Source organism: Acetobacter sp. A11-2, assembly GCF_040208445.1.
GTDB classification, from domain to species: Bacteria; Pseudomonadota; Alphaproteobacteria; order Acetobacterales; family Acetobacteraceae; genus Acetobacter; species Acetobacter oryzoeni.
Genome location: NZ_CP157843.1, coordinates 1,380,168 through 1,393,487, shown reverse-complemented (window position 1 = coordinate 1,393,487; position 13,320 = coordinate 1,380,168). Strand labels below are relative to the sequence as shown.

Sequence of the window (13,320 nt, the reverse complement as noted above, 5' to 3'; positions counted from 1 at the left end):
ATGCGCACCGGATTGATCGCAAAGAAGTTGGGCATGTCCCGACTGTTCAAGGAAGATGGCACGCATGTGCCTGTTACCGTCCTGCATGTTGATGATGTGCAGGTGGTTGATGTCCGTAACCAGGAACGGGATGGCTACGTAGCTGTTCAGCTGGGTATGGGTAAAGCCAAGGTGAAAAACGTAACCAAGCCGAATCGTGGGCATTTTGCTCGCACGAAGGTGGAGCCCAAGCAGGCGCTTCGCGAATTTCGTGTGGCTGATGATGCCGCTCTTGAGGTTGGTGCTACCCTTTCAGCTTCGCACTTTGTTGTTGGCCAAAAGGTTGACGTTACGGGTGTAAGCAAAGGTAAGGGATTTGCTGGCGCAATGAAGCGCTGGAATTTTGCTGGTCTTGAAGCCACGCATGGTGTGTCTATTTCGCACCGTTCGCATGGTTCGACCGGTAATCGCCAGGATCCCGGCAAGACCTTTAAGAATAAGAAGATGGCTGGTCATCTCGGTGATGAACGCGTGACCACCTTGAATCTGGAAATCGCAGCGGTCGATCCGGAAAAGAATCTGATCATGGTTCGTGGCTCCGTGCCAGGAGCGAAGAACGGTGTTGTTCTGATCCGTGACGCCATTAAAAAAGCCCGCCATGGTGACGCGCCTTATCCGGCCGGCCTCGTGAAGGCGGAGGGCTGAGGTCATGGAAATCGAAATCAAGACGCTAGACAACAGCAGCGCTGGTTCTGCAACGCTTCCGGACGAAATTTTCGCCGTAGCACCGCGTGCAGATATCATGGCTCGTGTTGTGCACTGGCAGCTGGCAAAGCGCCGCGCTGGCACACACAAGGTGAAGGGCATGGGCGAAGTGTCCGGCACCACCAAAAAGCCATATCGCCAGAAAGGCACAGGCAGCGCCCGTCAGGGTTCATTGCGTGCGCCGCAGTATCGTACCGGTGGGGCAGTGCATGGCCCGGTTGTGCGTGACCACGGTTACGATCTGCCGAAAAAAGTGCGTCGCCTTGGTCTGATCTCTGCGCTTTCTCAGAAGGCAAAAGACGGCAAGCTGATTGTGCTGCAGTCTGCTTCTGGCGTTGATAAAACCAGCGAACTGGCAAAGAAGCTGAAGTCTCTGGGTTGGACATCTGCACTGATCGTGGATGCAGCCGTGGATGAGAACTTCGGTCGTGCCGCCCGTAACCTGCCCAAGATCGACATTCTGCCGACCATTGGTGCGAATGTTTACGACATTCTGAACCACGAGGTGCTTGCTATTACGCAGGCCGGCCTTGAAGGACTGAAGGAGCGCCTGGCATGACGAATATTCTTGCCATTCGCAAGAAAGCCGAGCGTCTTTCCCGTGAAGCGATGTACGACATTGTGCGTACACCTGTGATCACGGAAAAAGCTACGGCGCTTTCTGAAAAGAACCAGGTTGTTTTCAAAGTGGCAATGTCCGCTACGAAGCCTGAAATCAAGGTTGCGGTGGAAACGCTGTTCGGGGTCAAGGTTGTTGGTGTCAACACCTTGGTTCAGAAGGGGAAAACCAAGCGCTTTAAAGGGCGTGTTGGGCAGCGTTCTGACGTGAAGAAGGCGTTCGTTCAGCTTGCGGAAGGTCAGTCCATTGATCTTACCGCCAAGCTGGCGTGACCGAAGGTAGAAATTCATGGCTCTGAAGCACTTTAATCCTGTCACGCCAAGCTTGCGTGGTACGGTGCTGGTTGATCGTGCTGACCTTTGGAAAGGTAAGCCGGTCAAACAGTTGACCGAAGGTAAAAACAAGACAGGCGGCCGTAATAATAACGGTCGTATCACTTCCCGTTTCCGTGGGGGTGGTCATAAGCAGTCTTACCGTTATGTAGACTTCAAACGTCGTAAGTTTGATGTTCTGGGTACGGTTGAGCGTCTGGAATATGATCCGAACCGCACCGCGTTTATTGCGCTGGTGAAGTATGAAGATGGTGAGCTTGCATATATCCTGGCTCCGCAGCGTCTGAAGGTTGGTGACAATGTCATCGCTGGTGCGCGCGTGGATATTAAGCCTGGTAATGCTATGCCGCTGGCTTCCATCCCGGTGGGAACGATTATCCATAACATCGAGCTGAAGCAGGGTGCAGGCGGTAAGCTGGCACGTTCTGCTGGCACATATGCCCAGCTCGTTGGTAAGGATTCCGGCTACGCCCAGATCAAGCTGCAGTCTGGTGAGCTGCGCGTTGTTCGTGGTGAGTGCATGGCTACTGTTGGTGCTGTGTCCAACCCGGATAATATGAACCAGCATATGGGCAAGGCAGGGCGTTCCCGTTGGTTGGGTCGTCGTCCTCACAACCGTGGTGTGGTGATGAACCCCGTTGATCACCCACATGGTGGTGGTGAAGGCCGTACCTCTGGTGGCCGTCATCCGGTTACGCCGTGGGGTAAGCCAACCAAAGGGTACAAAACTCGGGTCAACAAGCGGACGGACAGTCTGATTATCCGTCGTCGAAAGACCGGCAAGTAAGGGGCAATAGAAGATGGCACGTTCCGTCTGGAAAGGCCCGTTCGTCGACGGGTATCTGCTGAATAAAGCTGAGGTATCCCGCGCGTCGGGTCGTAACGAAGTGATCAAGATCTGGTCTCGTCGTTCTACAATTCTTCCGCAGTTCGTCGGTCTGACGTTCGGTGTTTATAATGGTCAGAAGTTTCTGCCCGTACAGGTTACGGAAAACATGGTCGGACATAAGTTCGGCGAATTTTCCCCGACCCGTACATTCCACGGGCATGGCGCTGACAAGAAGTCTAAGCGGGGCTAAGCAGAGATGAGCAAGCCGAAGCATCCGCGCACACTCGCGGAAACAGAAGCGCAGGCAGTTACGCGCAACATCCGGGTTAGCCCCCGCAAGCTGAACCTTGTGGCTGGCCTGATCCGCAACAAGCCTGCTTCCCAGGCTGTTGCAACGTTGACGTTCTCTAAGCGCCGTATCGCTCAGGAAGTGAAAAAGACGCTGGAAAGCGCAATCGCTAACGCTGAAAACAATCACCAGCTGGACGTTGACCAGCTGGTGGTGAAGACAGCTGAAGTTGGAAAATCCATTGTCATGCGGCGTTTCCACGCCCGTGGCCGTGGGCGTTCTGCTCGCGTTGAAAAGTTTTTCAGTCACCTGAAGATTGTTGTAGCTGAACGGGCTGCTGAGCCTGAAGCAGCTTCTTCCGAACAGAAGGCGGCCTGAGGTATGGGACATAAAGTCAATCCAATCGGGCTGCGGCTCGGTATCAACCGCACGTGGGATAGCCGGTGGTATGCCGATTCCGACTATTCAAAGCTGCTTCATGAAGATCTGAAGCTGCGTGCATTCCTGCGCCGCAAGCTGGTTGGCGCTGGTGTGTCTCGTGTCGTTATCGAACGTCCGGCTAAAAAGCCCCGCGTTACCATTTACGCTGCTCGTCCGGGTGTCGTGATTGGTAAAAAGGGCCAGGACATCGATGCGCTCCGTAAAGAGCTGACACGTATGGCTGGCACGGAAGTTGCGCTGAACATTGTTGAAATCCGCAAGCCGGAAATCGATGCAACCTTGGTTGCAGAAAACATTGCTCAGCAGCTGGAACGCCGTGTGGCTTTCCGTCGTGCCATGAAGCGTGCCGTGCAGTCTGCAATGCGTCTGGGCGCACAGGGCATTCGTATTAACTGCTCTGGTCGTCTTGGCGGTGCGGAAATCGCACGTATCGAATGGTATCGTGAAGGTCGTGTGCCTCTGCACACCCTGCGTGCCGATATCGATTATGGCACAGCCACAGCAAAGACCACCTATGGCACTTGCGGTGTAAAAGTCTGGATCTTCAAGGGCGAAATTCTTGCTCATGATCCGATGGCTCAGGATCGCCGGGCGGCCGAACAGGCTCCTCAGCGCTGAGGAGAGGGATAAAACAACATGCTTTCCCCGAAGCGGACAAAATTCCGTAAAGCCCACAAAGGCCGTATCCACGGCCTTGCAAAAAGTGGCACCACGTTGAACTTCGGTACGTTTGGACTGAAGGCTCTTCAGCCGGAACGTATTACGGCACGCCAGATCGAAGCCTCTCGTCGGGCTATCACACGTGCCATGAAACGTGCAGGTCGCGTCTGGATTCGTATTTTTCCTGACCTTCCGGTCTCGACAAAACCTGCAGAAGTGCGTATGGGCTCCGGTAAGGGTTCCCCCGAATACTGGGTGGCCCGTGTGAAGCCAGGTCGCATTCTGTTCGAGATCGAAGGTGTGCCCCCTGAACTGGCGCGTGAAGCGCTGGCTCTGGGTGCAGCAAAACTGCCGATCAAGACCAAGTTTGTGACCCGAATTGGAGATGCGTGAGATGGTAAAGGCAACTAAGCCAGCCGATTTGCGCGCCAAGACTCCAGACGAGCTTGAAGCTCGTCTGGTTGAATTGAAGCGTGAGCAGCTTAATCTGCGTTTCCAGCAGGCCACGGGTCAGACTGAAGCGCAGAGCCGTATGCGTGCGGTGCGTCGTGAGATTGCACGGATCAAGACGATTGCGGTGCAAAATGCAAAGACTGCAGCAGGTGCAAAAACATCTGCTGCCAATGCCTGAGGAGAGTTAGCCGATGCCAAGGCGCGTCCTGACCGGGCGTGTGACCAGCGATAAGATGGACAAGACCGTTACGGTTCTTGTCGATCGTCGCGTCATGCATCCGCTCTATAAGAAGTTCATTCGTCGCTCTAAAAAATATGCGGCGCATGATGAAGAAAATATCTGCAAGGTTGGTGACTCCGTGCGGATTGTTGAATGTCCGCCTATTTCACGCCGCAAGACGTGGACTGTGATTTCCCGCAACGGCGAAGTCGTTGGTGCGGAAGCCGGTGCATCGGCTTAACGTAAGGATATTTAGGTTATGATCCATCCCGAGACCAACCTTGACGTAGCCGATAATTCCGGTGCGCGTCAGGTGCAGTGCATCAAGGTGCTGGGCGGCTCCAAGCGGAAGTCCGCCTCGGTCGGCGACGTGATCGTCGTTTCCGTTAAAGAAGCTATCCCCCGCGGGAAAGTGAAGAAGGGCGACGTTCACCAGGCTGTTATTGTGCGGACTTCCTATCCAGTCCGTCGGCCTGATGGTAGCGCTATCCGTTTCGATAAAAACGCAGCCGTGCTGATTAACAAGCAGCAGGAACCGATTGGTACGCGTATTTTTGGACCGGTTGTGCGTGAATTGCGTGCGAAGAAGTTCATGAAGATCATCTCTCTCGCGCCGGAGGTGTTGTAATGGCTGCCCGTATTAAAAAAGGCGATACGGTTGTCGTCATCAGCGGTTCCTCCAAGGGGACGCAGGGGGAAGTTCTGGAGGTTCGTCCTTCCGAAAACCGTGCGGTTGTACGTGGTGTGGCGCTGATCAAGCGTCATCAGCGTGCGCGTCGTATGGGTGAAGAAAGCGGGATTATCACCCGTGAAGCGCCTATTCACCTTTCTAACCTGAAGCTGATTGACCCGGCCTCTAAAAAACCAACACGCGTTGGTTTCCGAGTGCTGGAAAACGGCAAAAAAGTTCGCATCGCTAAGGCGACCGGCGAAGCTATTGAAGGTTGAGGGGCTACGAATGAGTGCGAAACAGGAAGGTCGTTCCCTGCCGCGCCTTCAGCAGCGGTATGAAAGCGAACTGCGTGCCAACCTGCGTGAGCAGTTTGGTTACAAAAACGAAATGCAGGTGCCTCACCTTGAAAAAATCGTCCTGAACATGGGCGTGGGTGAAGCTGCTGGCGATCAGAAGAAGCTGGATGCTGCTGTTGCAGATATGGCTCTTATTGCTGGTCAGAAGCCTGTTAAGACTGTAGCGAAAAAAGCTATTGCGGGCTTCAAGATCCGTGAAGGTCTGCCGATTGGCTGTAAGGTCACTCTGCGCCGTGCACGGATGTATGAATTCCTTGATCGTCTGGTAACCATTGCTATGCCACGCATCCGCGATTTCCGCGGTCTGCCGGCTACCAAAGGTTTTGACGGTCGTGGTAACTTTGCTCTGGGTTTAAAAGAACAGATCATCTTTCCTGAAATCGAATACGATAAGGTAGATGAAATCCGCGGCATGGACGTGGTGTTCGTAACCAGCGCAAAAACAGATGCAGAAGCCAAGGCCCTGCTTAAGGCGTTTGATCTTCCCTTCTTGGGATGATACAGACCCTTCTGGGTGTTTTAATGTGTGATCTTGGAAAACCGTCGAAGGTTTTCGAAGGGTTCCGGAGGTAATGTTGTATGGCTAAGACTTCTGCCATTCTGCGTAACGCAAAGCGCGCGCGCATGGCGGCACGGGATAAAGAGAAGCGGGTAGCTCTCAAAAATATCGTTATGGATCGTTCTCTTCCCGTGGAGGATCGGTTTGATGCGTCTTTGAAGCTGGCTGAACTGCCGCGCAATGGTTCGCGCGTGCGGGTTCGTCTGCGTTGCAAACTGACAGGTCGTTCTCGCGGTAACTACCGCAAGTTTGAACTGTGCCGTATTGCTTTCCGTGATCTGGCATCTGAAGGCCAGATTCCGGGCGTGGTTAAAGCAAGCTGGTAAGGGCGCGAGATGTCACTTTCTGATCCTTTGGGTGATATGCTCACCCGTATTCGTAATGCTCAGCGTGCGCGTCACAATGCTTGTGTTGCTCCGGCTTCCAAGCTGCGCGTGAGTGTTCTGGAATCTCTGCAGCGCGAAGGCTACATTCGTGGCTATAAGCGTGAAGACGTCCGTAAGGGTATTGCTCAGCTTCATATTGAACTGAAATACACTGACGGTGAGCCGGTTATCCGCGAAATTCAGCGCGTTTCACGCCCTGGTCGTCGCGTATATTCCAAAATTAAAGAGCTTCCTCGTGTTTGTGCGGGTCTGGGTGTTTCCATCCTTTCCACGCCGCGCGGTGTTCTTTCCGATGTTGAGGCTCGTGCTGCCAATGTTGGCGGTGAAGTCCTCTGCCGTGTTTTCTAAGGAGGGGTAAATGTCACGCGTAGGCAAGTATCCTGTTGAAGTGCCGGCAGGGGTAACCATTGCTATTGCAGATGGTGTTCTGAAGGCCAAAGGGAAGTTGGGGGAGTTGGCTCTGCCACTTTCTTCACACGTTTCCGTTGATGTGCAGGATGGTAAGGTTGTTGTGCAGCCAGTGGGCACCGCTGCTCAGGCTCGCATGATGTGGGGTACAACACGTGCCCTGATCGCAACGGCTGTTAAAGGGGTTTCGGAAGGTTTTTCCAAGGCTCTGGAAATTAACGGCACAGGTTACCGTGCAGCTGTGCAGGGTTCCAATCTGGTGATGAACCTTGGGTTCTCCCATGATGTTGTGTATCCGATTCCTGCAGGCATCAAGATTTCTACGCCGCGTCCGACGGCTATTGTGGTGGAAGGGATCGATAAGCAGCGGGTTGGGCAGGTTGCTCTTGATATCCGCAGCTTCCGTAAGCCTGAACCTTACAAGGGCAAAGGTGTTCGGTACGAAACGGAAACCATTCGTCGTAAGGAAGGCAAGAAGAAATAATGAGCACTCAGCAGGAATTGCGGAACCGCCGTCGGGCGCGTCTCCGTTTTCAGCTGCGCCGTAAGGCAGGTGGGCGCCCGCGTCTGTCTGTTTTCCGGTCTGGCAAGAACATTTATGCTCAGGTGATCGACGATGCGCAGGGCCGTACTTTGGCCTCAGCGTCCTCCTTGGATAAGGAGCTGCGGACGGATCTGAAAAAAGGTTCCACGCAGGAAAGCGCTGGCGCTGTCGGTAAGCTGGTTGCACAGCGCGCCGTTGCTGCAGGTGTATCTCAGGTCGTGTTCGACAGGGGGTCTTATCTTTATCACGGGCGCGTCAAGGCCCTGGCAGAGGCGGCCCGTGAGGGCGGTCTCTCCTTCTGAGGAAAGGATCACGGAATGGCTCGTGAACCAAGAGAAGGCGGTCGAGGCGGCCGTGAGCGTGAGCGCGAAGGGGATGAACTGGTTGACAAGCTGGTAACCATCAATCGCGTTGCGAAAGTGGTTAAGGGTGGTCGTCGGTTTGCTTTCGCTGCTCTGGTTGTCGTTGGTGACCAGAAGGGGCGTGTTGGCTACGGTGCAGGTAAGGCCCGCGAAGTTCCTGAAGCAATTCGTAAGGCTACGGAACGTGCCAAGCGTGGCATGATTCGTGTCCCTATGAAGGAAGGCCGTACGCTGCATCATGATGTTGCCGGTCACTTCGGTGCTGGTAAAGTTGTGCTGCGGTCAGCTGAAGCCGGGACAGGGATTATCGCTGGTGGTCCGATGCGTGCCGTGTTCGAAAGCCTTGGCATTAACGATGTTGTTGCGAAGTCTCTGGGCACCCGGAACCCGCACAACATGGTTAAGGCAACTTTCGATGCGCTGGCACGTTGTGCAAGCCCACGTTCTGTAGCTAGCCGTCGCGGTAAGAAGGTTGCTGAAATCTTCGGTAAGCGTGAACAGGCTGTTGCTGCGGAGGCCGCTGATGTCTGATAAAAAAACCTTTAAGGTTGTGCAGATTGCGTCCGGTAACGGACGTAAGCCTGGGCAGCAGGCAACTTTGATCGGTCTGGGTCTGAATAAGATTGGCCGTGAACGCGTTCTGGAAGATACTCCGTCTGTTCGGGGTATGGTACGCAAAGTGGCCCACCTGGTGAAGGTGGAGGATTGAAATGAAGCTGAACGAACTTCGTGATAACGAAGGTTCCCGTTACCGGAAAAAGCGTCTTGGGCGCGGTATTGGTTCCGGTAAGGGTAAGACGTCTGGTAGGGGTGTAAAAGGCCAGAAGGCTCGTGAAGGGGTTTCTCTGAACGGGTTTGAAGGTGGTCAGCTTCCTATCTATCGTCGTCTGCCGAAGCGTGGTTTCAAAAACATCTTCCGTAAGGTTTACGCTCCCGTAAATCTTGGCGCGGTGGAAAAAGCCTTGGCTGATGGCAAACTGGCAGCAGGCGCAGCTGTTACTGAAGAAGCTTTGAAAAAAGCTGGTCTGGTTGGCACTGGCAAATATGCTGGCGTGCGCATTCTGGCCGAAGGTGAGCTGACAAAAGCTGTTACGTTTGAAGTCTCTGGTGCATCAGCTTCTGCTGTTGCAGCAGTAGAAAAAGCCGGAGGTAGTGTTAAGCTGCTGCAGCCAAAAGCTGCTGAAGCCAGCGCTTCCTGATGTTGCAAAAAGGAGAGCAGTGTTTGCACTGTTCTCCTTTCTTGTTCCTTCTCAGAATGTTGTCTGAATTTTTCAGGCGATTGTGCCAGCGTCTCCACAGCCGTGGTGGCGCTGTTTGTATGAAAGGACGGATGCATGGCTTCCGCGGCCGAACAACTGGCTGCCAACTTTAATGTAGGCTCTTTTGCCAAAGCGACTGAACTTAAAAAGCGAATTTGGTTTACACTGGGTGCGCTGATTGTTTACCGCTTAGGCACATACATCCCGGTTCCGGGGGTAGATGCCACAGTTATGGGGCAGCTTCTGGCGCAGCATCAGGGTGGCATTCTGGGCATGTTCAACATGTTCACGGGGGGTGCGCTTGGGCGTATGACCGTGTTCGCACTGAACATCATGCCATATATCTCTGCGTCTATTATTGTGCAGCTTATGTCTACTGCTGTGCCTTCTCTTGAGGCTCTCAAGAAAGAAGGTGAACAGGGGCGTAAAAAGCTTAATCAGTACACACGTTACCTCACTGTTCTTATCGCGCTGTTTCAGGCGTATGGGATAGCTGTGGGGCTGGAGAACGTGCACAGCGCTGCTGGCGCTGCTGTTGTTCATCCAGGCATGTTCTTTTTGCTTTCATGCGTTACCACGCTTGTTGGCGGAACCATGTTTCTGATGTGGCTGGGTGAGCAGATTACCGCGCGCGGCGTGGGGAATGGCATTTCGCTCATTATCTTTGCTGGTATTGTGGCCAACCTGCCGCATGCATTGGCAAGCCTCTTTCAGCTTGGTTACACGGGCGCACTTTCACCGTTTTTTGTGCTGCTTTTCTTGGTTCTTGCAGCGCTTACCATCATGTTCATTGTGTTCATGGAACAGGCACAGCGTCGGGTTGTTATCCAGTATCCAAAGCGCCAGATGGGGCAGCGGATGTTTGGGGGTGACACAACCCATATGCCACTGAAAGTGAATACGGCGGGTGTTATCCCACCGATTTTTGCCTCTTCAGTGTTGCTGATTCCGGTTACGATTGCTGGCTTTATGAACGGCAAATCATTGCCGGGCTGGCTTTCTTTTCTGGGGCAGGAACTTGGGCAAGGGCAGCCGCTGTATATGCTGTTCTATGCTGCCATGATCGTGTTTTTCTCATATTTCTATGCGGCCGTTACCTTCAACCCGACGGAAACAGCCGATAATCTGAGAAAGCAGGGGGGGTTTATTCCTGGTGTGCGCCCTGGTGCGTCTACGGCGTCGTACTTTGATAAAATTCTCACCCGTCTGACCACGATTGGTGCGGCGTATATGGTGGCAGTCTGTCTGTTGCCTCAGATCCTGATCAGCCACTACAACGTACCGTTCTATTTTGGCGGAACGAGTCTGATTATTATTGTGTCTGTAACCATTGATACGGTCACACAAATTCAGTCTCATCTGGTGGCGCACCAGTATCAGGGGCTTATGCGTAAATCACGCGGCGGCAGGAAGCAGAGGATCATCAGACGATGAATATTATTTTTCTGGGCCCTCCCGGCGCGGGAAAAGGTACGCAGTCCAAACTTCTTGAAGAGCGGTATGGGCTGATTCAGATTTCTACGGGCGACATGCTGCGCGCAGAAGTGGCCAAGGGATCTGAAACAGGGAAGCAGGCAAAAGCTTTGATGGATGCCGGGAAACTGGTGCCGGATGAGTTGATTATTGCAATGCTGAAAAGCCGGATTGCGCAGGCAGACTGCCAGAATGGTTTTATTCTGGATGGTTTCCCGCGTACCTTGGCGCAGGCTGAAGAGCTGGACAGCATGCTGTCTTCTGATGGGAAGAAGATCGATATCGTTCTTTTCCTGGATGTGGATGAAGAAATTCTGGCAGATCGGATTTCCGGTCGCTTTACTTGTGGTAACTGCGGCAAGACGTACAACGAGGTCTCTAACCCACCGAAGGTGGAAGGGGTCTGTGATTCTTGCGGCAGCCATGAGTTCAAGCGCCGGGCGGACGATAAGCGGGAAACCGTTGTTGAACGGCTGAAAGAGTACCGGAAACTCACGGCTCCGATTCTGCCGTTTTATGAAAAAACCGGACGGCTGCACAAAATTAACGGCATGCTGTCGGCCTCTGAAGTGACAGGCGAAATCGAAGATGCGCTTGCCAGCGAGGGGCTGATCACGAAAAAGTGATCCGTTTTCGTTGACTTGTGGCGGTGGCCGGTATATTTCGCGGCCACCAAGTGAAATCTGCCCCAAGGGCTATGAGCGTTCGTGGTTAAGGCGGGCGAACAGGAGTATAAGGCGTGGCACGTATTGCCGGCGTGAATGTCCCGACCAACAAACGGGTTGTTATCGGGCTTCAGTATATTTACGGGATTGGCGCAACTAAGGCTGCTGAAATCTGCAAGGCTCTGGAAATTCCGGAAGCAAAGCGGGTTAACGAGCTGAGCGATGACGAAATCCTGAAGGTGCGTGAACTGATCGACAGCAAGTATCGCGTTGAAGGCGATCTGCGTCGTGAAATCGCAATGAACATCAAGCGTCTGATGGATCTGGGCTGCTACCGCGGTCTGCGTCATCGTCGCGGTCTGCCTGTGCACGGTCAGCGCACACACACCAATGCCCGCACGCGCAAGGGCAAGGCTGTGGCGATTGCAGGCAAGAAAAAAGCAACGCGCTAATCCAACTGGTTAGGATGTCTAACCCTGCTGCGGCAGGCTCTGGGCAGGGACTGAGGTAGAAAAGACATGGCGAAAGCCGCAACTCCGCGTATTCGCAAAAAAGAGCGTAAGAACATTATTTCTGGCGTGGCGCATGTGCTCTCCACGTTCAACAACACCATGATCACCATCTCTGATGCACAGGGGAATGCCATTTCCTGGTCTTCCGCTGGCGCACAGGGTTTTAAGGGGTCTCGGAAATCTACGCCTTATGCGGCGCAGGTTGCGGCGGAAGACGCTGGTCGCAAGGCTCGCGAACATGGTATGGAAACTCTGGAAATCGAAGTTTCCGGTCCTGGGTCAGGGCGTGAAAGCGCACTGCGTGCTTTGCAGGCTGTTGGTTTCACCATCACCTCCATCCGCGATATGACGCCGGTTCCGCACAATGGCTGCCGCCCGCGTAAGCGTCGCCGCGTCTAAGTCCTGAGCAGGAAGGCAGCTTATCAATTAGGCTGTCTTCCGGTTGTTGTGTCCACTTCAGAGAAATCGCTGCGATTGCAGTGGTTTTTCGTATTGAAAGGCCGGTACCTTGGTCCTTCAGAAAAACTGGCAATCTCTGATCAAGCCTGAAAAGCTTGAGGTCGAATCCGGTGTGGAGCCAGCACGCATCGCAACCGTGGTTGCAGAACCTCTGGAACGCGGGTTCGGGATGACACTGGGGAATGCGCTGCGGCGTGTTCTGCTGTCCTCGCTTCAGGGTGCGGCTGTTACTGCTGTGCAGATTGACGGCGTGCTGCATGAGTTCTCGTCTGTTGCAGGCGTTCGGGAAGATGTCACGGACATCGTGCTGAACATCAAGCAGCTGGCACTGCGTATGCATGGCGAAGGGTCAAAGCGTATGATGCTGACGGCCACAGGCCCCGGCGAAGTGCGTGCCCGTCAGATCCAGACCGGCCATGATATCGAGATCATGAACCCCGATCTCGTTATCTGCACGCTGGACGATGGCGTTAAGCTGGGCATGGAATTTATTGTTAACATGGGTAAAGGCTATGTGCCTGCCGCGGCTAACCGCCCGGAAGATGCACCAATTGGCCTGATTCCGGTGGATGCAATTTATTCCCCCGTAAAGCGCGTGTCTTATAAAGTTGAGCCTACCCGTGTTGGGCAGGTGACCGACTATGATAAGCTGCTGCTGACGGTTGAAACCAATGGCGCTGTAACGCCTGAAGATGCTGTGGCTCTGGCTGCACGCATTCTGCAGGATCAGCTCCAGCTGTTCATCAACTTTGATGAACCGCGCCCTGTGCAGGCTGAAGAGCCTGAAGATGATCTGCCGTTCAACCGTAATCTGCTGCGCAAGGTGGATGAGCTTGAACTGTCTGTTCGTAGTGCAAACTGCCTGAAGAACGACAACATCATCTACATTGGGGATCTGGTGCAGAAGAGCGAGCAGGAAATGCTCCGTACTCCGAACTTTGGCCGGAAATCCCTGAACGAAATCAAGGAAGTTCTCACCTCTATGGGGCTGTCCTTGGGTATGAATGTGCCGGCTTGGCCGCCGGAAAATATTGAAGAGCTGGCAAAGCGGCTTGATGAGCCGTTTTGATCTGACTT

25 protein-coding genes are annotated in these 13,320 nt (G+C 53.7%); all 25 read left to right on the top strand.

The features are described from left to right. The 25 genes from rplC to ABNV41_RS06585 all read left to right on the top strand — a co-directional run bounded on the left by rplC (position 1) and on the right by ABNV41_RS06585 (position 13,312). Complete coding sequence (rplC, locus tag ABNV41_RS06705; protein ID WP_003622704.1) at positions 1-684, top strand: 50S ribosomal protein L3; 684 nt, start codon at positions 1-3, stop codon at positions 682-684. A 4-nt stretch (positions 685-688) separates the two neighbouring features. Continuing rightward, positions 689-1,303, top strand: coding sequence for a 50S ribosomal protein L4 (gene rplD / locus ABNV41_RS06700; RefSeq protein ID WP_003622706.1), 615 nt, complete (start codon positions 689-691; stop codon positions 1,301-1,303). Beyond that, positions 1,300-1,635, top strand: coding sequence for a 50S ribosomal protein L23 (locus ABNV41_RS06695; protein WP_003622708.1), 336 nt, complete (start codon positions 1,300-1,302; stop codon positions 1,633-1,635). Before rplD ends, ABNV41_RS06695 begins: the two co-directional genes overlap by 4 nt. Before the next feature lie 16 nt (positions 1,636-1,651). After that, positions 1,652-2,482 carry a 50S ribosomal protein L2 gene (gene rplB, locus ABNV41_RS06690; protein WP_003628218.1) on the top strand — a complete coding sequence of 277 codons (831 nt, stop codon included), beginning with the start codon at positions 1,652-1,654 and terminating at the stop codon, positions 2,480-2,482. A gap of 13 nt (positions 2,483-2,495) precedes the next feature. Then, on the top strand, positions 2,496-2,774 hold the full coding sequence (gene rpsS, locus ABNV41_RS06685; RefSeq protein ID WP_012812769.1) for a 30S ribosomal protein S19: 279 nt from the start codon (positions 2,496-2,498) through the stop codon (positions 2,772-2,774). 6 nt (positions 2,775-2,780) lie between these two features. After that, a complete protein-coding gene (gene rplV, locus ABNV41_RS06680; RefSeq protein WP_003622713.1) occupies positions 2,781-3,191 on the top strand; it encodes a 50S ribosomal protein L22 in 411 nt (136 codons plus the stop codon). A gap of 3 nt (positions 3,192-3,194) precedes the next feature. Beyond that, complete coding sequence (gene rpsC, locus ABNV41_RS06675; protein ID WP_003622715.1) at positions 3,195-3,872, top strand: 30S ribosomal protein S3; 678 nt, start codon at positions 3,195-3,197, stop codon at positions 3,870-3,872. An 18-nt stretch (positions 3,873-3,890) separates the two neighbouring features. After that, positions 3,891-4,307 carry a 50S ribosomal protein L16 gene (rplP, locus tag ABNV41_RS06670; RefSeq protein WP_035351612.1) on the top strand — a complete coding sequence of 139 codons (417 nt, stop codon included), beginning with the start codon at positions 3,891-3,893 and terminating at the stop codon, positions 4,305-4,307. Between the two features lies 1 nt (position 4,308). Then, on the top strand, positions 4,309-4,545 hold the full coding sequence (gene rpmC, locus ABNV41_RS06665; protein WP_003622719.1) for a 50S ribosomal protein L29: 237 nt from the start codon (positions 4,309-4,311) through the stop codon (positions 4,543-4,545). A gap of 13 nt (positions 4,546-4,558) precedes the next feature. Next, positions 4,559-4,828 (top strand): 30S ribosomal protein S17, encoded by a 270-nt coding sequence (gene rpsQ, locus ABNV41_RS06660; RefSeq protein WP_042786748.1) that lies wholly within the window; start codon positions 4,559-4,561, stop codon positions 4,826-4,828. 18 nt (positions 4,829-4,846) lie between these two features. Next, on the top strand, positions 4,847-5,215 hold the full coding sequence (rplN, locus tag ABNV41_RS06655) for a 50S ribosomal protein L14 (protein WP_012812770.1): 369 nt from the start codon (positions 4,847-4,849) through the stop codon (positions 5,213-5,215). Then, positions 5,215-5,535 (top strand): 50S ribosomal protein L24, encoded by a 321-nt coding sequence (gene rplX / locus ABNV41_RS06650; RefSeq protein ID WP_003622726.1) that lies wholly within the window; start codon positions 5,215-5,217, stop codon positions 5,533-5,535. Before rplN ends, rplX begins: the two co-directional genes overlap by 1 nt. Positions 5,536-5,545: 10 nt before the next feature. Then, positions 5,546-6,115: a 50S ribosomal protein L5 gene (gene rplE, locus ABNV41_RS06645; protein WP_050819562.1), complete on the top strand. Its 570-nt coding sequence runs from the start codon at positions 5,546-5,548 to the stop codon at positions 6,113-6,115. 80 nt (positions 6,116-6,195) lie between these two features. After that, positions 6,196-6,501 (top strand): 30S ribosomal protein S14, encoded by a 306-nt coding sequence (gene rpsN, locus ABNV41_RS06640; protein WP_003622728.1) that lies wholly within the window; start codon positions 6,196-6,198, stop codon positions 6,499-6,501. A 9-nt stretch (positions 6,502-6,510) separates the two neighbouring features. Further along, the gene (rpsH, locus tag ABNV41_RS06635) at positions 6,511-6,909 is read left to right on the top strand and encodes a 30S ribosomal protein S8 (protein ID WP_349935073.1); all 399 of its coding nucleotides are present in this window, start codon (positions 6,511-6,513) and stop codon (positions 6,907-6,909) included. Between the two features lie 10 nt (positions 6,910-6,919). Continuing rightward, positions 6,920-7,453, top strand: coding sequence for a 50S ribosomal protein L6 (rplF, locus tag ABNV41_RS06630; protein ID WP_003622732.1), 534 nt, complete (start codon positions 6,920-6,922; stop codon positions 7,451-7,453). Next, entirely contained in the window at positions 7,453-7,815 is a 363-nt protein-coding gene (rplR, locus tag ABNV41_RS06625; protein ID WP_042786744.1) for a 50S ribosomal protein L18, read from the top strand. Before rplF ends, rplR begins: the two co-directional genes overlap by 1 nt. A 15-nt stretch (positions 7,816-7,830) precedes the next feature. Further along, positions 7,831-8,406: a 30S ribosomal protein S5 gene (gene rpsE / locus ABNV41_RS06620; protein ID WP_006116042.1), complete on the top strand. Its 576-nt coding sequence runs from the start codon at positions 7,831-7,833 to the stop codon at positions 8,404-8,406. Continuing rightward, complete coding sequence (rpmD, locus tag ABNV41_RS06615; protein WP_003622738.1) at positions 8,399-8,584, top strand: 50S ribosomal protein L30; 186 nt, start codon at positions 8,399-8,401, stop codon at positions 8,582-8,584. The genes rpsE and rpmD overlap by 8 nt, the downstream gene beginning before the upstream one ends. Position 8,585: 1 nt before the next feature. Beyond that, complete coding sequence (rplO, locus tag ABNV41_RS06610; RefSeq protein WP_050819563.1) at positions 8,586-9,074, top strand: 50S ribosomal protein L15; 489 nt, start codon at positions 8,586-8,588, stop codon at positions 9,072-9,074. Between the two features lie 135 nt (positions 9,075-9,209). After that, positions 9,210-10,568: a preprotein translocase subunit SecY gene (gene secY, locus ABNV41_RS06605; RefSeq protein WP_003628215.1), complete on the top strand. Its 1,359-nt coding sequence runs from the start codon at positions 9,210-9,212 to the stop codon at positions 10,566-10,568. Then, positions 10,565-11,233 (top strand): adenylate kinase, encoded by a 669-nt coding sequence (locus ABNV41_RS06600; RefSeq protein ID WP_087651398.1) that lies wholly within the window; start codon positions 10,565-10,567, stop codon positions 11,231-11,233. The genes secY and ABNV41_RS06600 overlap by 4 nt, the downstream gene beginning before the upstream one ends. A gap of 113 nt (positions 11,234-11,346) precedes the next feature. Beyond that, on the top strand, positions 11,347-11,724 hold the full coding sequence (rpsM, locus tag ABNV41_RS06595; RefSeq protein ID WP_006116037.1) for a 30S ribosomal protein S13: 378 nt from the start codon (positions 11,347-11,349) through the stop codon (positions 11,722-11,724). A 66-nt stretch (positions 11,725-11,790) separates the two neighbouring features. Next, positions 11,791-12,183 carry a 30S ribosomal protein S11 gene (gene rpsK, locus ABNV41_RS06590; RefSeq protein WP_003622750.1) on the top strand — a complete coding sequence of 131 codons (393 nt, stop codon included), beginning with the start codon at positions 11,791-11,793 and terminating at the stop codon, positions 12,181-12,183. A gap of 109 nt (positions 12,184-12,292) precedes the next feature. Continuing rightward, complete coding sequence (locus ABNV41_RS06585) at positions 12,293-13,312, top strand: DNA-directed RNA polymerase subunit alpha (protein WP_349935072.1); 1,020 nt, start codon at positions 12,293-12,295, stop codon at positions 13,310-13,312. Positions 13,313-13,320: the final 8 nt, after the last annotated feature.

Bases quoted from the DNA above. Each gene is read 5' to 3' on its own strand.
- rplE (WP_050819562.1), top strand. From the start codon at position 5,546: ATGAGTGCGAAACAGGAAGGTCGTTCCCTGCCGCGCCTTCAGCAGCGG.
- rpsN (WP_003622728.1), top strand. From the start codon at position 6,196: ATGGCTAAGACTTCTGCCATTCTGCGTAACGCAAAGCGCGCGCGCATG.
- rpsQ (WP_042786748.1), top strand. From the start codon at position 4,559: ATGCCAAGGCGCGTCCTGACCGGGCGTGTGACCAGCGATAAGATGGAC.
- rplV (WP_003622713.1), top strand. From the start codon at position 2,781: ATGAGCAAGCCGAAGCATCCGCGCACACTCGCGGAAACAGAAGCGCAG.
- ABNV41_RS06600 (WP_087651398.1), top strand. From the start codon at position 10,565: ATGAATATTATTTTTCTGGGCCCTCCCGGCGCGGGAAAAGGTACGCAG.
- rpsC (WP_003622715.1), top strand. From the start codon at position 3,195: ATGGGACATAAAGTCAATCCAATCGGGCTGCGGCTCGGTATCAACCGC.
- rplD (WP_003622706.1), top strand. From the start codon at position 689: ATGGAAATCGAAATCAAGACGCTAGACAACAGCAGCGCTGGTTCTGCA.
- rpmC (WP_003622719.1), top strand. From the start codon at position 4,309: ATGGTAAAGGCAACTAAGCCAGCCGATTTGCGCGCCAAGACTCCAGAC.
- rplR (WP_042786744.1), top strand. From the start codon at position 7,453: ATGAGCACTCAGCAGGAATTGCGGAACCGCCGTCGGGCGCGTCTCCGT.
- rplO (WP_050819563.1), top strand. From the start codon at position 8,586: ATGAAGCTGAACGAACTTCGTGATAACGAAGGTTCCCGTTACCGGAAA.
- rpsH (WP_349935073.1), top strand. From the start codon at position 6,511: ATGTCACTTTCTGATCCTTTGGGTGATATGCTCACCCGTATTCGTAAT.
- rplF (WP_003622732.1), top strand. From the start codon at position 6,920: ATGTCACGCGTAGGCAAGTATCCTGTTGAAGTGCCGGCAGGGGTAACC.
- ABNV41_RS06695 (WP_003622708.1), top strand. From the start codon at position 1,300: ATGACGAATATTCTTGCCATTCGCAAGAAAGCCGAGCGTCTTTCCCGT.
- secY (WP_003628215.1), top strand. From the start codon at position 9,210: ATGGCTTCCGCGGCCGAACAACTGGCTGCCAACTTTAATGTAGGCTCT.
- rpsS (WP_012812769.1), top strand. From the start codon at position 2,496: ATGGCACGTTCCGTCTGGAAAGGCCCGTTCGTCGACGGGTATCTGCTG.
- rplP (WP_035351612.1), top strand. From the start codon at position 3,891: ATGCTTTCCCCGAAGCGGACAAAATTCCGTAAAGCCCACAAAGGCCGT.
- rpsE (WP_006116042.1), top strand. From the start codon at position 7,831: ATGGCTCGTGAACCAAGAGAAGGCGGTCGAGGCGGCCGTGAGCGTGAG.
- rplB (WP_003628218.1), top strand. From the start codon at position 1,652: ATGGCTCTGAAGCACTTTAATCCTGTCACGCCAAGCTTGCGTGGTACG.
- rpsK (WP_003622750.1), top strand. From the start codon at position 11,791: ATGGCGAAAGCCGCAACTCCGCGTATTCGCAAAAAAGAGCGTAAGAAC.
- rplC (WP_003622704.1), top strand. From the start codon at position 1: ATGCGCACCGGATTGATCGCAAAGAAGTTGGGCATGTCCCGACTGTTC.
- rplN (WP_012812770.1), top strand. From the start codon at position 4,847: ATGATCCATCCCGAGACCAACCTTGACGTAGCCGATAATTCCGGTGCG.
- rplX (WP_003622726.1), top strand. From the start codon at position 5,215: ATGGCTGCCCGTATTAAAAAAGGCGATACGGTTGTCGTCATCAGCGGT.
- rpmD (WP_003622738.1), top strand. From the start codon at position 8,399: ATGTCTGATAAAAAAACCTTTAAGGTTGTGCAGATTGCGTCCGGTAAC.